Annotated in this window: 14 protein-coding genes; 10 read left to right on the forward strand and 4 right to left on the reverse strand. The window is 70.5% G+C overall.

Going from position 1 to position 14,343, the window contains the following annotated elements; genetic code table 11:
* Window positions 1–7: 7 nt before the first annotated feature.
* Both BLQ91_RS07735 and BLQ91_RS07740 read right to left on the reverse strand, forming a co-directional pair.
* The gene (locus BLQ91_RS07735; protein WP_090095860.1) at window positions 8–1,486 is read right to left on the reverse strand and encodes a sensor histidine kinase; all 1,479 of its coding nucleotides are present in this window, start codon (window positions 1,484–1,486) and stop codon (window positions 8–10) included.
* Window positions 1,483–2,979: a sensor histidine kinase gene (locus tag BLQ91_RS07740; protein ID WP_176959595.1), complete on the reverse strand. Its 1,497-nt coding sequence runs from the start codon at window positions 2,977–2,979 to the stop codon at window positions 1,483–1,485. The genes BLQ91_RS07735 and BLQ91_RS07740 overlap by 4 nt, the downstream gene beginning before the upstream one ends.
* 114 nt (window positions 2,980–3,093) lie before the next feature.
* Between BLQ91_RS07740 and argC the strand changes: the two genes are divergently transcribed.
* From argC to BLQ91_RS07785, 9 genes are read left to right on the forward strand one after another with little or no spacing between them, the layout of a single operon-like run.
* Window positions 3,094–4,107, forward strand: a complete 1,014-nt coding sequence (gene argC, locus BLQ91_RS07745; protein ID WP_090095862.1) for an N-acetyl-gamma-glutamyl-phosphate reductase — start codon at window positions 3,094–3,096, stop codon at window positions 4,105–4,107.
* On the forward strand, window positions 4,104–5,276 hold the full coding sequence (argJ, locus tag BLQ91_RS07750) for a bifunctional glutamate N-acetyltransferase/amino-acid acetyltransferase ArgJ (protein WP_090095863.1): 1,173 nt from the start codon (window positions 4,104–4,106) through the stop codon (window positions 5,274–5,276). The genes argC and argJ overlap by 4 nt, the downstream gene beginning before the upstream one ends.
* Entirely contained in the window at window positions 5,273–6,145 is an 873-nt protein-coding gene (argB, locus tag BLQ91_RS07755) for an acetylglutamate kinase (RefSeq protein WP_090095864.1), read from the forward strand. Before argJ ends, argB begins: the two co-directional genes overlap by 4 nt.
* Complete coding sequence (locus tag BLQ91_RS07760; protein ID WP_090095865.1) at window positions 6,142–7,299, forward strand: acetylornithine transaminase; 1,158 nt, start codon at window positions 6,142–6,144, stop codon at window positions 7,297–7,299. Before argB ends, BLQ91_RS07760 begins: the two co-directional genes overlap by 4 nt.
* Window positions 7,296–8,228, forward strand: coding sequence for an ornithine carbamoyltransferase (gene argF / locus BLQ91_RS07765; protein ID WP_090095866.1), 933 nt, complete (start codon window positions 7,296–7,298; stop codon window positions 8,226–8,228). Before BLQ91_RS07760 ends, argF begins: the two co-directional genes overlap by 4 nt.
* Window positions 8,225–8,710, forward strand: a complete 486-nt coding sequence (locus BLQ91_RS07770; protein WP_090095867.1) for an arginine repressor — start codon at window positions 8,225–8,227, stop codon at window positions 8,708–8,710. Before argF ends, BLQ91_RS07770 begins: the two co-directional genes overlap by 4 nt.
* Window positions 8,703–8,969, forward strand: a complete 267-nt coding sequence (locus BLQ91_RS43730; RefSeq protein ID WP_143022553.1) for an argininosuccinate synthase — start codon at window positions 8,703–8,705, stop codon at window positions 8,967–8,969. Before BLQ91_RS07770 ends, BLQ91_RS43730 begins: the two co-directional genes overlap by 8 nt.
* Window positions 8,970–8,981: 12 nt before the next feature.
* A complete protein-coding gene (argH, locus tag BLQ91_RS07780; RefSeq protein ID WP_090096086.1) occupies window positions 8,982–10,373 on the forward strand; it encodes an argininosuccinate lyase in 1,392 nt (463 codons plus the stop codon).
* Window positions 10,363–10,968, forward strand: a complete 606-nt coding sequence (locus tag BLQ91_RS07785) for a DNA-3-methyladenine glycosylase (protein ID WP_236222495.1) — start codon at window positions 10,363–10,365, stop codon at window positions 10,966–10,968. Before argH ends, BLQ91_RS07785 begins: the two co-directional genes overlap by 11 nt.
* Here the strand turns inward: BLQ91_RS07785 and BLQ91_RS07790 are convergent.
* Together BLQ91_RS07790 and BLQ91_RS07795 are read right to left on the reverse strand one after the other, a co-directional pair.
* Window positions 10,960–12,000: a toll/interleukin-1 receptor domain-containing protein gene (locus BLQ91_RS07790; protein WP_090095868.1), complete on the reverse strand. Its 1,041-nt coding sequence runs from the start codon at window positions 11,998–12,000 to the stop codon at window positions 10,960–10,962. The two genes, BLQ91_RS07785 and BLQ91_RS07790, sit on opposite strands and share 9 nt — an antisense overlap.
* Before the next feature lie 12 nt (window positions 12,001–12,012).
* On the reverse strand, window positions 12,013–12,474 hold the full coding sequence (locus BLQ91_RS07795; RefSeq protein WP_090095869.1) for a hypothetical protein: 462 nt from the start codon (window positions 12,472–12,474) through the stop codon (window positions 12,013–12,015).
* Between the two features lie 67 nt (window positions 12,475–12,541).
* Between BLQ91_RS07795 and tyrS the strand changes: the two genes are divergently transcribed.
* Window positions 12,542–13,816 carry a tyrosine--tRNA ligase gene (tyrS, locus tag BLQ91_RS07800; RefSeq protein WP_090096087.1) on the forward strand — a complete coding sequence of 425 codons (1,275 nt, stop codon included), beginning with the start codon at window positions 12,542–12,544 and terminating at the stop codon, window positions 13,814–13,816.
* The last annotated feature ends 527 nt before the right edge of the window (window positions 13,817–14,343 follow it).

The following is a 14,343-nucleotide window of genomic DNA, read 5'->3' on the forward strand; positions in this document are numbered from 1 at the left end:
CAGCAGCCTACGGGCGCTCCTGCGCCTTCGACGCGAGCCTGCCGTCGCGGAAGCACAGCTTGTACTGCAGCTCCGCGTTGTGCGAGGTCCGGAACCGCGAGCAGCCGTCCACGCCCAGCTGCCCGACGCCGAACTGGCCCACGACCTCCTGCTCGGTCGTCACGCCCACCTTCAGCGAGTCGAAGTAGGGGGCGTTCATCTGCGTGGGGTTGAGCAGCGCGAACAGGAGCAGGAGCAGCAGCGCGGCCACGATCGGCAGCAGCGCCAGCAGTCCCAGGCAGCCGCTGCCCAGCACGCGGGGCACGGTCAGGACCTCGGCCGCCAGCGGAGGCGGGACCTCGGCGACCTCGGGGGCCGTCTGGTCCGCCTGGGCCGCCGGGTGCAGGGGAACGTCCGCCGCGACCCGGAAACCGCCCTCGACCGGCGGCCCCGCGCTGAACGAGCCGCCCAGCAGGCCGACGCGTTCCTCGAGACCGACGAGTCCGCGCCGGGTGCCCTTGCCGCGGGGTGCGGTGAAGGGGCCGTTCACGACCTGGATGCGGGCACGGCCCGCTTGGACCGCGACCAGGACGCGCGTGCGGGCGCCGGGGGCGTGCTTGTGGACGTTGGTCAGGGCTTCGCGGACGACCCGATGCACCGCGCGCCGGGTGCGGGGGTCGGCGCCGTGCAGGTCGTCGCCCGACCAGTCGAGCGAGACGGCGATCCCGGCGGTCGCGGAGCTCTCGACCAGTGCGGCGATGTCGGACCTCGTGCCGGTGTCCTCGTCGAGCGACTCGGGTTCCGGGCTGGTCCGCAGGACGCCGAGGATCTCCCGCAGCTCGGCCATGGCGAGCGAGGACGTCGTGCGGATGAGCTCGGCCTGTTCGTGCAGCTGGGGTGCTTTGGTGGCCGTCGCCAGCTCCAGGGCGCCCGCGTGGATCGAGATCAGGCTCAGGCGGTGGCCGAGCATGTCGTGCATCTCGCCGGCGATGTGGGCGCGTTCCTCGGAACGGGCCGACGCCGCGGTCAGGGCCCGTGCGCGTTCCAGGTACTCGTTGCGTTCCCGCAGGAGGCGGACCATCGGCCTGCGCCGGCCCAGCAGCATCCCGGACACGGCGGGGAAGACCACGAAGAACGCCGACCCCAGGAACGCGCCGAGCACCGTCTGCCACAACGGGGCGTCGTCGTAGGCCTGGAAGAGGCTGAAGGCGGTCTGCAGGACGACCGTCGCGCCCAGCAACGCCCACAGCCTGCCGAGCCGGGGGACGCGCCGGGCAGCGGCGAACACCACGAACGCGGTGGTGGCCATCGCCCAGAGGTTGTTGACGGCGAAGAGCGGCGCCGTGAGCAGCAGCACCCACTCCGGCTTGCGCGGCGCGAACCACACGAGGGCGGCGATCCAGAGCGCACTGGTGATCGTCACCGCCGGGTGGGGGACCGGGGCCAGCGGGGCGACCAGCGGCACGAGTCCGACGACGAAGGCGAGCGACGGCCAGACGAACCTCATCGGGCGAGCTCCCTCTTCGTGGTCAGCAGGCCGGTGTCGTTGTCGAAGCACAACTCGACGTCCCGGTCGTCCGAGTCGCGCAGGTGGTAGCGGTAGCAGCCGGCGTTGCCCGACAGCACGCCGAAGCCGAACGTCTCGGTGATCTCCTCCTCGTGCGTGACCGACACCTGGAAGGCGGCGTACTCCTGCGGGCTGATCTCGCCGCGGCTGAAGATCGCGACGACGAGCAGGACGAACGCCGTGCCGAGGGCCGGGATGACGGCGAGCGTGCCGAGGCAGCCGCTGCCGATCACGCGCGGCACGGTGAGGACGTCGGCGGTGATCGGCGGGGGCGCTTCCCGGACGGCGCCCGCGACCGCCGTCTCGTCCTGCACCACCGGGTGCAGCGGCAGGTCGGCCGTGACCTGGAAGCCGCTGCCGACGGTCACCCCGGCGAGGAACACCCCGCCGATCAGGGCGACGCGTTCCTCCAGGCCGATGAGGCCCCGGCGCGTGCCGCCACCCCGGGGTTCGCCGCTCGGGCCGTTGACCACGTCGACCCGCACGCGTTCGGCGACGGCCACGGACACGCGCGTGCGAGCTGACGGCGCGTGCTTGTGCACGTTCGTGAGTGCTTCGCGCACGACCCGATGCACCGCCCTGCGCAGCCGTGCGTCGGCATCTGCCAGGTCAGGACCGGACCAGTCCAAGTGGACGGAGACACCGGCCGCGGTGGACGCCGCGACGAGCCGTTCGACGTCCTGACGCGTACCGGCGTCCTCGTCGGCGTCGGTCGACGTGCCGAGCACACCGAGGATCTCGCGCAGTTCCTCCATCGCGACGGTGGAGGTCTTGCGGATCAGCTCGACCTGTTCGCGCAGCTCGGGCGCCTGCTCGGCGGCGGAGCGCTCCAACGAGCCCGCGTGCGCGGCCAGTTGCCGGAGCCGGTGGCTGAGCATGTCGTGCATCTCGCTCGCGATGTGCGCGCGGGTGGCGGACCTCGCGGTGTTGGCGGTCAGCACGCGCGTCTGTTCGAGGTAGTCGTTGCGCTCCATGAGCACCTGGGTCAACGGCTTGCGGCGTCCGACGAGCGCACCGGCCAGGGCGGGGAAGAGCAGCAGGAAAGTGACGGTGAACGCCGTTCCCAGCAGCCACTCGGTCAGGCTGTCCCCGGCGCGCAACGCGTGCACGCCGCCGAACGCGGCCTGCAGCACCGCGCTGACGCAGACCAACGCCCACAGGCGCCGCGCCGACCGCTCCGACCGGGCGGCGCGGAAGATCACGAGCGTGGTCGGGGCGATCGCGAGCAAGTTGTCGACCGCGTGCAGGGGAGTGGTGAGCACGACCGCCCACCTCGGCCGGCGCGCGCTGATCGGCACGAGCGCACCCGCCCACACCGCCGACGCCACGATCAGCCACGGTTCGACCGGCCTGCCCAGCGGCGCCAACAGCGACACGAGTGCCAGCAGGAAGGCGCCGGCCGCCCACAGCCCGTCGCGCACCCTCACGTCCACGCTGATCATCATGGTCGACCGGCCAGGACACCCCCAGCGCCAGGTGGCCCGTTCGGATGGCCGGGTGGCCACAGTTGGTTGAGTGAGTTTGCATGACCGTGCATAATCATGCGCATGACAGTGAGGATCGCGGTCGCGGGCGCCAGCGGGTACGCGGGTGGCGAGCTGCTCCGCCTGCTACTCGGCCATCCGGACATCGAGATCGGCGCGCTGACGGCCAACAGCAGCGCCGGTGACAGCCTGCTGAAGCACCAGCCGCACCTCCTGCCGCTCGCCGACCGACGGCTACAAGACACCACAGCCGAGACCCTCAAGGGCCACGACGTGGTGTTCCTCGCCCTTCCGCACGGCCACTCCGCCGCGCTCGCCGAGCAGTTGGGCGACGACACCCTCGTGATCGACTGCGGTGCCGACCACCGGCTGACCAGCGCGGACGACTGGAAGCGGTGGTACGGCGGCGAGCACGCGGGCACCTGGCCGTACGGGCTGCCCGAGCTTCCCAACGGGCGGGACGCTCTCGTCGGCGCACGCCGCGTGGCCGTCCCCGGCTGCTACCCGACCGTCTCCTCCCTGGCGCTCGCACCGGCCGTGGACTTCATCGAGGACGAGGTCGTCATCGTCGCCGTGTCCGGCACGTCCGGCGCCGGCAAGTCGCTGAAGCCGAACCTCCTCGGCTCCGAGGTGATGGGGTCCGCGAGCGCGTACGGCGTCGGCGGCGCGCATCGGCACACGCCCGAGATCAAGCAGAACCTGAGCGCGGCGGCCGGTCGTCCGATCGGCGTCAGCTTCACGCCGGTGCTCGCGCCGATGTCCCGCGGCATCCTCGCCACCTGCACCGCGCAGCTCCAAGACGGCGCAAACGTTCGCGAGGCCTACGAGAAGGCGTACGCGGACGAGCCGTTCGTGCACCTCCTGCCCGAAGGTCTCTGGCCGACGACGAACGCCGTTCTCGGTTCGAACGCCGTACAGCTGCAGGTCGCCGTCGACGCCGACCTGAACCGGCTCGTGGTCGTGGCCGCCGTCGACAACCTGGCCAAGGGCACCGCCGGTGCCGCGGTCCAGTGCATGAACCTCGCTCTCGGACTGCCGGAAACGACCGGCCTCTCGACCGTTGGAGTCGCTCCGTGAACCGCAACAAGGGCGTCACCGGGCCCCGGGGCTTCCGGGCCGCCGGGATCGCCGCCGGGATCAAGGGGTCCGGCGCGCTGGACCTCACGCTCGTCGTCAACGACGGGCCGTCCGACGCCGCCGCGGGCGTCTTCACCACGAACAAGGTGAAGGCCGCGCCGGTGCTGTGGTCGCAGCAGGTGGTCCAGTCCCGCCGTCTCACCGCGGTCGTGCTGAACTCCGGTGGCGCCAACGCGTGCACCGGTCCCGAGGGCTTCCAGGACACCCACGCCACCGCCGAGAAGGTCGCCGAGGTGCTCGGCGCCGGCGCGGTCGACGTCGCGGTCTGCTCCACCGGCCTGATCGGCGAGCGCCTCCCGATGGACAAGGTGCTGACCGGTGTCGAGAACGTCGCGAAGGAGCTCGACTCCACGGACCAGGCCGGGCTGAACGCCGCCACCGGCGTGATGACCACCGACAGCCGCCCCAAGCAGTCGTGGAAGGCCTCCGGGCAGGGCTGGTCGGTCGGCGGGTTCGTGAAGGGCGCGGGCATGCTCGCCCCGAACCTCGCGACGATGCTGTCGGTGATCACCACCGACGCGAAGATCTCCGGCGAGCAGCTCGACCGGGCGTTGCGCCTCGCGACCTCGCGGACGTTCGACCGGCTCGACGTCGACGGTGGCACGTCCACCAACGACACCGTGCTGGTGCTGGCCTCCGGCGCCTCGGCCGTCGAGCCCTCGTTCGACGACTTCGCCGCGTTGCTGACCGAGGTCGCGGGAGACCTGGTCAAGCAGCTGCAGGGCGACGCCGAGGGCGTGACGAAGGAGATCAGCATCACCGTCCGGCAGGCCGCCACCGAGGCCGAGGCCGTCCTGATCGGACGGACGGTCGCCGAGGACAACCTGGTGAAGACCGCGTTGTTCGGCAGCGACCCGAACTGGGGCCGCATCGCGATGGCGCTCGGCCGCGCGGACGCCGAGATCGACCCGGACGTGCTGCAGATCCTGATCAACGGGGTGTCGCTCTACCGCGGCGGGACGCGCGACCGCGACCGGTCCGAGGCGGACCTCTCCGGCCGGGAGATCGAGATCGTCATCGACCTCAACGTCGGCGACGCCGAGGCCACCGTCCTCACCACGGACCTGTCCCACGACTACGTCGAAGAGAACAGCGCTTACTCCTCATGAACGCACAAGAGAAGGCGGCGGTCCTCGTCGAGGCGCTGCCGTGGCTGGAGCGCTTCCGCGGTGCGCTCGTCGTCGTCAAGTACGGCGGCAACGCCATGGTCGACGACGAGCTGAAGAAGGCGTTCGCCGAGGACATGGTGTTCCTGCGGCTGTGCGGCCTGCGCCCGGTCGTCGTGCACGGCGGCGGCCCGCAGATCAAGTCCATGCTGGACCGGCTCGGCATCCACAGCGAGTTCCGCGGCGGCCTGCGCGTCACGACGCCGGAAGCCATGGACGTCGTGCGGATGGTCCTGGTCGGACAGGTCGGGCGCGAGCTCGTCGGCCTGATCAACCAGCACGGCCCCTACGCCGTCGGCCTCTCCGGCGAGGACGCGCACCTGTTCACGGCCACCCGTCGCGGGGCGGTCGTGGACGGCGAAGAGGTCGACATCGGCCTCGTCGGCGACATCACCGAGGTCAACCCGGACGCGGTGCTCGACATCGTGCGCGCGGGCCGGATCCCGGTCGTGTCTTCCGTTGCGCCGGACATCCACGGCGTGCCGCACAACGTGAACGCGGACACGGCAGCCGGCGCTCTCGCGGTCGCTCTCGGCGCGGAGAAGCTCGTCGTGCTCACGGATGTCGAAGGCCTTTATGCGAACTGGCCGGACAGATCGTCGTTGCTGAACCAGATCCGCGCCTCCGAGCTGGAGGAGATCCTGCCGGACCTGGAGAGCGGCATGGTGCCGAAGATGGAGGCCTGCCTGCGCGCGGTGCGCGGCGGCGTCCCGCAGGCGCACGTGATCGACGGCCGGCTGGCGCACAGCGTTCTGCTCGAAGTCTTCACCTCGGAAGGTGTGGGCACCATGGTGTTGGGGGACGGCAAATGACCACGCGGTGGCAACAGTCCATGATGGACAACTACGGCACACCCTCGCTGCAGCTCGAACGCGGTGAGGGCGCGCACGTCTGGGACGCGGAGGGCAACCGGTACGTCGACCTGCTGACCGGTCTCGCGGTCAACGCCCTCGGGCACGCGCACCCGGCGATCGTCGAGGCGGTCTCGACGCAGATCGCGAAGCTCGGCCACACCGGCAACCTGTACGTCAACGAGCCCGCGCTCGAGCTCGCCGAACGCCTGCTCGACATCGCGGGCGAGCCCGGCAAGGTCTTCTTCTGCAACTCCGGCGCCGAGGCCAACGAGGCCGCGCTGAAGATGGCGCGCCTGACCGGCCGCACCAAGGTCGTCTCGACGATCGGCGGGTTCCACGGCCGCACGATGGGCGCGCTGACGCTGACCGGCCAGGAGCCCAAGCGCGCGCCGTTCGCGCCGTTGGTCCCCGGCGTCTCGCACATCCCGTTCGGTGACGTGGCAGCGCTGGAAGCCGCGATCGACGACGAGACGGCGGCCTTCATCGTCGAGCCGATCCAGGGCGAGCAGGGCGTGGTCGTCCCTCCGGCCGGCTACCTGCAGGAGGCCCGCCGGATCACCGCCGAGCACGGCGCGCTGTTCGTCCTCGACGAGGTGCAGACCGGCATCGGCCGCCTCGGCACCTGGTTCGCGTTCCAGCAGGCCGGGATCGTGCCGGACGTCGTCACGCTGGCCAAGGGCATCGGCGGCGGGCTGCCGCTCGGCGCCACCATCGGGTTCGGCGCGGCGGCGGAGCTGTTCAAGCCGGGCCACCACGGCACCACCTACGGCGGCAACCCGGTGTGCTGCGCAGCCGGGCTCGCGGTGCTCGACACGATCGCCTCGGAAGGCCTGCTGGAGCACGCCTCGTCCGTGGGCAAGGAGATCGCAGCGGGCGTGGAGGCGTTGCACCACCCCGCCATCTCCGGAGTCCGGGGAGCAGGCCTGCTGCTCGGCATCACGCTGCGCGAGGCGGTCTCGGCGAAGGCCGCGGCTGCCGCGCAGAAGGCCGGTTACCTGATCAACCCGATCCAACCCGACGTGCTGCGGCTCGCCCCGCCGCTGGTGCTCGAGACCTCCGACGCGCAGGCCTTCGTCGCCGCGCTCCCCACCTTCTTCGAGGAGACGCCGTGAGCCCGAGGCACTTCCTGCGCGACGACGACCTGACCACCGAGGAGCAGGCCGCCGTCCTCGACCTCGCCGACACCTACAAGGCGGACCGGTTCACCGCGAAGCCGCTGGCGGGCCCGAAGTCCGTCGCCGTGATCTTCGAGAAGAACTCGACGCGCACGCGGTTGTCGTTCGAGGTCGGCATCGCCCAGCTCGGCGGCAACCCGGTGATCATCGACGGCCGCTCGATGCAGCTGGGCCGCGAGGAGACCATCGAGGACACCTCGCGGATCCTCTCCGGCTACGTCGACGCCGTGGTGTGGCGGACGTTCGCGCAGGCGCGCATGGAGGCGATGGCCTCCGTGTCGCGCATCCCCGTCGTGAACGCGCTGACCGACGAGTTCCACCCGTGCCAGGTCCTCGCGGACCTGCAGACGATCCGCCGCCGTTACGGCAAGCTGGCCGGACTGACGCTGACGTACCTGGGGGACGGCGCCAACAACATGGCGCACTCCCTGCTGCTCGGGGGCGCCACGGCCGGTATGCACGTCCGCATCGGCGCGCCCGCGGGCTTCGTGCCGAACCCGCAGTTCCTCCAGGACGCCAAGAAGCGCGCCGCCGAGACCGGCGGTTCGGTGGCGCTGATCAGCGACCCGCTGGCGTCGGTCGACGGCTCGGACGTGCTGGTCACCGACACGTGGACGTCGATGGGCCAGGAGAACGACGGCAAGGACCGCGTCGGCCCGTTCCGCCCGTACCAGGTGAACGCGGACCTGCTGGCCGCCACCGGCAAGCCGGACTCGACGGTGCTGCACTGCCTGCCCGCGCACCGCGGCTGGGAGATCACCGACGACGTCCTCGACGGACCGCAGTCGCTCGTGTGGCAGGAAGCCGAAAACAGGCTGCACGCGCAGAAGGCGCTTCTCGTGTGGTTGCTGGAGCAGTCGTCATGACTCGCACCGCACGTCAGGGCCGCATCGTCGAGATGGTCAGCCAACTCGTCATCCGCAGCCAGTCCGAGCTCGCGAAACTCCTCGCCGCGGAGGGCATCGAGGTCACCCAGGCCACGCTGTCGCGCGACCTGGACGAGCTCGGCGCGGTGAAGCTGCGCGGCCCCGACGGCGGCGCGCCGATCTACGTCATCCCCGAGGACGGCAGCCCCGTGCGCGGCGTCCAAAGCGGCACAACCCGCCTCGCGCGCGTGCTCGGCGAGCTGCTGGTGTCGACGGACTCGTCGGCCAACCTGGCCGTCCTGCGCACCCCGCCCGGGGCCGCGCAGTTCCTCGCCTCCGCGCTCGACCGGGCGGCGCTGCACGAGGTCGTCGGCACGATCGCGGGCGACGACACGATCCTGGTCGTGGCCCGCGAGCCGATGACCGGCGCCGAGCTCGCCGAGCGGATCGCCGCGCTGGCCACGGGGTCCGGCGATGAATGAGCCCGTGCACGCCGTCCTGACGTTCGACGCGGGTGTGCCCGTCGCGGTGGACGGTGAGACCGTGTCGGTCGCCGAGGCCGTCCGCGAGCTCAACTTCCGCGCGGGCGTGGTCCGGTCCAGCCTCGGGTCCGTGGCCGTGCGGGTGGCGCGGATGGCGCTGCCGTCGGGGTGCGGCGAGGTGGACGTGTCGCTGTACGAGGGCCGCGTGGTCGGACTCGTGGCCCGTTCGGAAGAATCGCTCTACGACTTCGCTAGCTGAAAGTTGCGTGTGATGAGTTCTTTGTGGGGTGGCCGGTTCGAGTCGGGACCGGCCGAGGCGATGGCGCGGCTGTCGCTGTCGACGCACTTCGACTGGCGGCTCGCGCCGTACGACATCGCGGGCTCGCGCGCGCACGCCCGTGTGCTGCACGCCGCCGGCCTGCTGACCGACGACGAGCTGGCCGGCATGCAGAAGGCGTTGGACGAGCTCCTCGCCGACGTCGAGTCCGGCGCCTTCACCCCCGTGCTGGAGGACGAGGACGTCCACACGGCGCTGGAGCGCGGCCTGATCGACCGCGCGGGCACCGAGCTCGGCGGCAAGCTGCGCGCGGGCCGTTCCCGCAACGACCAGGTCGCGACGCTGTTCCGCATGTGGCTGCGCGACGCCGCCCGCCGCGTCGCCGCCGGTGTGCTCGACGTCGTCGACGCCCTGGCCGCGCAGTCGGAGACGCACTTCGGCGCCGTCATGCCGGGCCGCACGCACCTGCAGTCCGCCCAGCCCGTGCTGCTGTCGCACCACCTGCTGGCGCACGCGCACTCGCTGCTGCGCGACGTCGACCGCCTGCACGACTGGGACAAGCGCGCCGCGTTCTCCCCGTACGGCTCGGGCGCCCTCGCCGGCTCGTCGCTGGGCCTCGACCCGGCGAAGGTGGCCGCGGACCTCGGCTTCTACGCGCCCGTCGAGAACTCCATCGACGGCACCGCCTCCCGCGACTTCGCCGCCGAGATCGCGTTCGTGCTGGCCATGATCGGCGTGAACCTCTCCCGGATCGCCGAGGAGGTCATCATCTGGACCACCGCCGAGTTCCGCTTCGCGGTGCTCGACGACGCGTGGTCCACCGGCAGCTCGATCATGCCGCAGAAGAAGAACCCGGACGTCGCCGAGCTCGCGCGCGGCAAGTCCGGCCGCCTGATCGGCAACCTCGCGGGTCTCCTGGCCACGCTGAAGGCCCAGCCGCTCGCGTACAACCGCGACCTGCAGGAGGACAAGGAGCCCCTGTTCGACTCGGTCGAGCAGCTCGAGCTCCTGCTGCCGGCGTTCGCGGGCATGGTGGCGACGCTGAGGTTCGACGTCGACCGCATGGCGTCGCTGGCCCCGGCGGGCTTCACCCTGGCCACGGACATCGCGGAATGGCTCGTGCGCCAAGGCGTCCCGTTCCGCGTGGCCCACGAGGCCGCCGGCGCGTGCGTGCGTGCCGCGGAGTCCCGCGGCGTCGGCCTGGAAGACCTGACCGACGACGAGTTCGCCGCCATCTCGCCCGCCCTGACGCCGGACGTGCGCTCGGTGCTGACCGTCGAGGGCTCGATCGCCTCCCGCGACGCCCAGGGCGGCACCGCGCCGTCCCGCGTCCGCGAACAGCTGGACGCCCTCGTCGCGAAGGCTGCTTCCGCACGTGAGTTCTAGGCTGCTGACCAGGGAGGAGCTGGCCATCGACCCGGTCGATGCCGCCCGGCTCCTCCTCGGCTCGTACCTGGAGGCGGGCGACGTGCGCGTGCGCGTCGTCGAGGTGGAGGCGTACCGGGGCGGCGACGACCCGGCGTCGCACTGCTACCGCGGCAAGACCCCGCGCAACGAGGTCATGTTCGGCCCGGCCGGCTTCCTGTACGTCTACTTCGTGTACGGCATGCACTTCTGCGCCAACGTCGTCTCGCTGACCGACGGCGTGCCGGGCGCGGTCCTGCTGCGTGCGGGCGAGGTGGTCGCCGGTGAGGACGTGGCGTTCTCCCGCCGTCCCGCGTCGCGCTCGGCCGCCGAGCTGGCCAAGGGACCCGCGCGGCTGTGCAAGGTCCTGGGGCTGGACCGGTCGTCGAACGGCCTCGACCTGACATCCGCTGACTCGCCCGTTCGGCTCTACGCGGCCGATGAACCGGCTACCGACGTGCGTTCCGGTCCTCGCGTCGGTGTCGCTGTGGCGATGGACGTGCCGTGGCGGTTCTGGATCGACTCTCCGGCCGTGTCGACGTACAAGAGAGGCGGCAAGCGCCGCACCTCAGCGTGACAACCTGTCCAGCGCCGCCTTGAACTCCTGCTCCAGAGCCGGGTCCACCTCGAACACCAACGGCACCGTCATGTCGATGTGCTCGCCGGCGGTCAGCCGTTCGACCAGGGTGTCCGCGACTTCGCGCAAGGCCTGCGCGACCGTGTGCATCGCCCGCAGCTGCTGGTCGGCGAACCGCGCCTGGACGCGCGCCGCCGTCCGCGCCGGCTCGCTCGCGTAGCTGGTGCCGTGGATCTCGCGGGCCCACTCCAGGATCTCGTCGAACGTCCGCACGAACAGCCCGCCGAGGTGCACGATCCGGTCCGGGTCGCCCGGCACCCCGGACCGCCCGAACGCGGCCTCCTGCGTGTCCGCCGTGAAGACCGTGTCCACCGCGACCTTGATGATCTCGCTCAGCAGCACGTTGCGGTCGCGGATCAGGTCGATGCCGTTGCCGTGCTCGACCATCCCGTTGCGGGGCGCGTACCGCAGGAAGTGCTCCCAGTACTTCGACTCCAGCTCCGTGAGTCCTTGCGCCACAACGGTCACGTAGAGCAGGTACTCCCAGCCGTGCGGCTTCTCGCGTGCCAGCGCGGCCACCGACTTCGGTGTGATCGGAGTCCTGGCGGTGAACTCGGCGCGGTGCTGCGCCAGCTTCTGCACGACGGCGTCCGCGATCGTGCCGGCGTCGTGGACGCGCAGGTCCAGGTACGCGATGGTGGGGGAGAGCCCGGGAACCTCGGTGTCGTCGACCCGGATCGGCAGCACGTACTCGGTGTGCTGTTCCACCGCCCGCCCGAAGGCGGCACGGCGCTGCAGGCGCGCCCACTTGTCGACGTAGTGCTGCGAGCTGAAGAGGAGCACGTACCTCGCCCGTTGCGTGAACGCCTGCGAGAAGTACTCCACGAGGTCGACGCCCCACTTCTCGGCCTCGCGCTCCTTGTCGTGGAACAGCGCGACGCCGAGGTCTTTCAGACACGCGACAACGGGGAGGACCAGGTGCTGGTCCTCCCCGGCGTAGGACAGGGCGACGTCGAACTCGTACTCGTCCACGCCGCCATTGTGTTAGTGCCGCACGGTCCTGCGGTACCAGGCGCGCCGGTGATCAGACGGCAGCGCGACACGCGTGATCAGGTTCGTCAGCAACGCGCCGATGAGCAACCACAGGAGGGCTGCGAGGCCCTCGTTCAGAAGGGTCGCCACGGCCGGAGTGCTGGACGTGAAAAGACCGTCCAGGCCGAGGGTGATGCCGTCCGCCCAACCCGCGATGAACTGGAAGAACCCGTTGCCGGAGTTCGCCCCTGCGATCACGAGGAAGATGTGGACCAACAGCACGATGGCGAACGTCCAGCAGATGATGTCGATGATCGCGCAGACAGTCCGCACCGTCCGCGCCTTGCGGTAGTCGTCGTCTCGCTCGACCACCTCTTCCACCACCGGATCGTCCATGCGCTGCATGTGCACCGGCTCGTTCGCGTACGGCATCCGCTGGGTGGGCCGCCGTAACTCGTCACGTGGCTCCGTCATGGCGTGTGCGTACCCGTTCCGGCACCGGGTCGAAACCCGTTGGACCAGGTGAGGGACAATGAGCGCCGTGAGCGAGCACATCCTTGACGAACTGTCCTGGCGCGGCCTGATCGCGACGTCCACCGACCTCGACGCGCTCCGGAAGGACCTGGACGCCGGCCCGCTCACCCTCTATTGCGGCTTCGACCCGACGGCGCCGTCGCTGCACGCCGGCAACCTGGTCCCGCTGCTCATGCTCAAGCGCTTCCAGATGGCGGGGCACCGGCCGATCGTGCTGGCGGGCGGGGCGACGGGGATGATCGGCGACCCGCGCGACACCGGTGAGCGCACGCTGAACTCCCTGGACACCGTCGCCGAGTGGGCCGACCGCATCCGCGGCCAGCTGGAGCGGTTCGTCGAGTTCGACTCCTCGCCCACGGGCGCGGTCGTCGAGAACAACCTCGACTGGACCGGCCAGATGAGCGCGCTCGAGTTCCTGCGCGACGTCGGCAAGCACTTCTCGATCAACGTCATGCTGTCGCGCGAGACGGTGAAGCGCCGCCTCGAGACCGACGGCATGTCGTACACCGAGTTCAGCTACCTGCTGCTGCAGTCGAACGACTACCTGCGGCTGCACCGCAAGTACGGCACCGCGCTGCAGGTCGGCGGCTCGGACCAGTGGGGCAACATCGTCGGCGGGGTCGACCTGATCCGCCGCGTCGAGGGCAAGCACGTCCACGCCCTGACGGCCCCCCTCGTCACCGACGCCGAGGGCCGCAAGTTCGGCAAGTCCACCGGTGGCGGCAACGTGTGGCTCGACCCGGAGCTGACGTCGCCGTACGCCTGGTACCAGTACTTCGTGAACGCCGGTGACGCCGACGTCCTGCGGTACCTGCGCCTGTTCACGTTCCTCACCCGTGAGGAGCTGGACGAGCTGGAGAAGCAGACCGCGGAGGCGCCGCACCAGCGGGCCGCGCAGAAGCGGCTCGCGCAGGAGTTCACCGACCTGGTGCACGGCGAGCGAGCGACGCAGCAGGTCATCCTCGCGTCGTCGGCGCTGTTCGGTCGCGGCGAGCTGCGCGACCTGGACGCGTCGGTGCTGGAGGCGGCGCTGGCCGAGGCGCCCAAGGGGCAGGCGCGGCTGGCGGACGAGCCGACGATCGTCGACCTGCTGATCGCGTCCGGCCTGGCCGAGAGCCGGGGTGCCGCACGGCGCACCGTCAACGAGGGCGGCGCGTACGTGAACAACGCGAAGGTGACCGACGAGGAGTGGAAGCCGGCGTCGTCGGATCTGCTCCACGGCAAGTGGCTGGTACTGCGCCGGGGCAAGCGCAACAACGCAAGCGTGCACGTGGAGCCCTGACCTGCACGTACTGGTCGTAGGAGGCCGCCGGACCCACCTGGGTCCGGCGGCCTTCGATGTTTCTTGGTGTGATCGCGGTCACAGTGTGCCCGGGTTTCCGCTGCGATAGCGTGGTCGGAGGGTCCTGTACGGGGCTGCTGACCTGCGGTTTCCTGACCGTGGGGAGCTGGGTTGTCCCCGATTTGACCGCCAGTTGGCGTGCGTGTAACTTTCTCCATGTCAGCGAGGAACGGGCCGGGAACACCGGAACGGAGCGCGACACGGGTCACGAACCAAGCTTCCACGGACTGTGGTAGAGTGGGTGACCGAGAAACGACGAAGACCCAGCCGGTAGCTCTTCTGAGCTCAGAGGCCAAGGGCGTCGGATGTTTCAACCAAAAAGCTTCAGTACGACACAGCCTCGGATCGAGTCGCCGTGCGGCGGACCGTGATGATGAGCGCGTGTTCTTTGAGAACTCAACAGCGTGCCGATAACACAGCCAGTAATATGAATATCTCTCGTCAGAGATATTCCTTTGAGAGTAATA

Origin of the sequence: Lentzea jiangxiensis (genome assembly GCF_900104175.1) — a bacterium.
Taxonomy (GTDB): domain Bacteria; phylum Actinomycetota; class Actinomycetes; order Mycobacteriales; family Pseudonocardiaceae; genus Lentzea; species Lentzea jiangxiensis.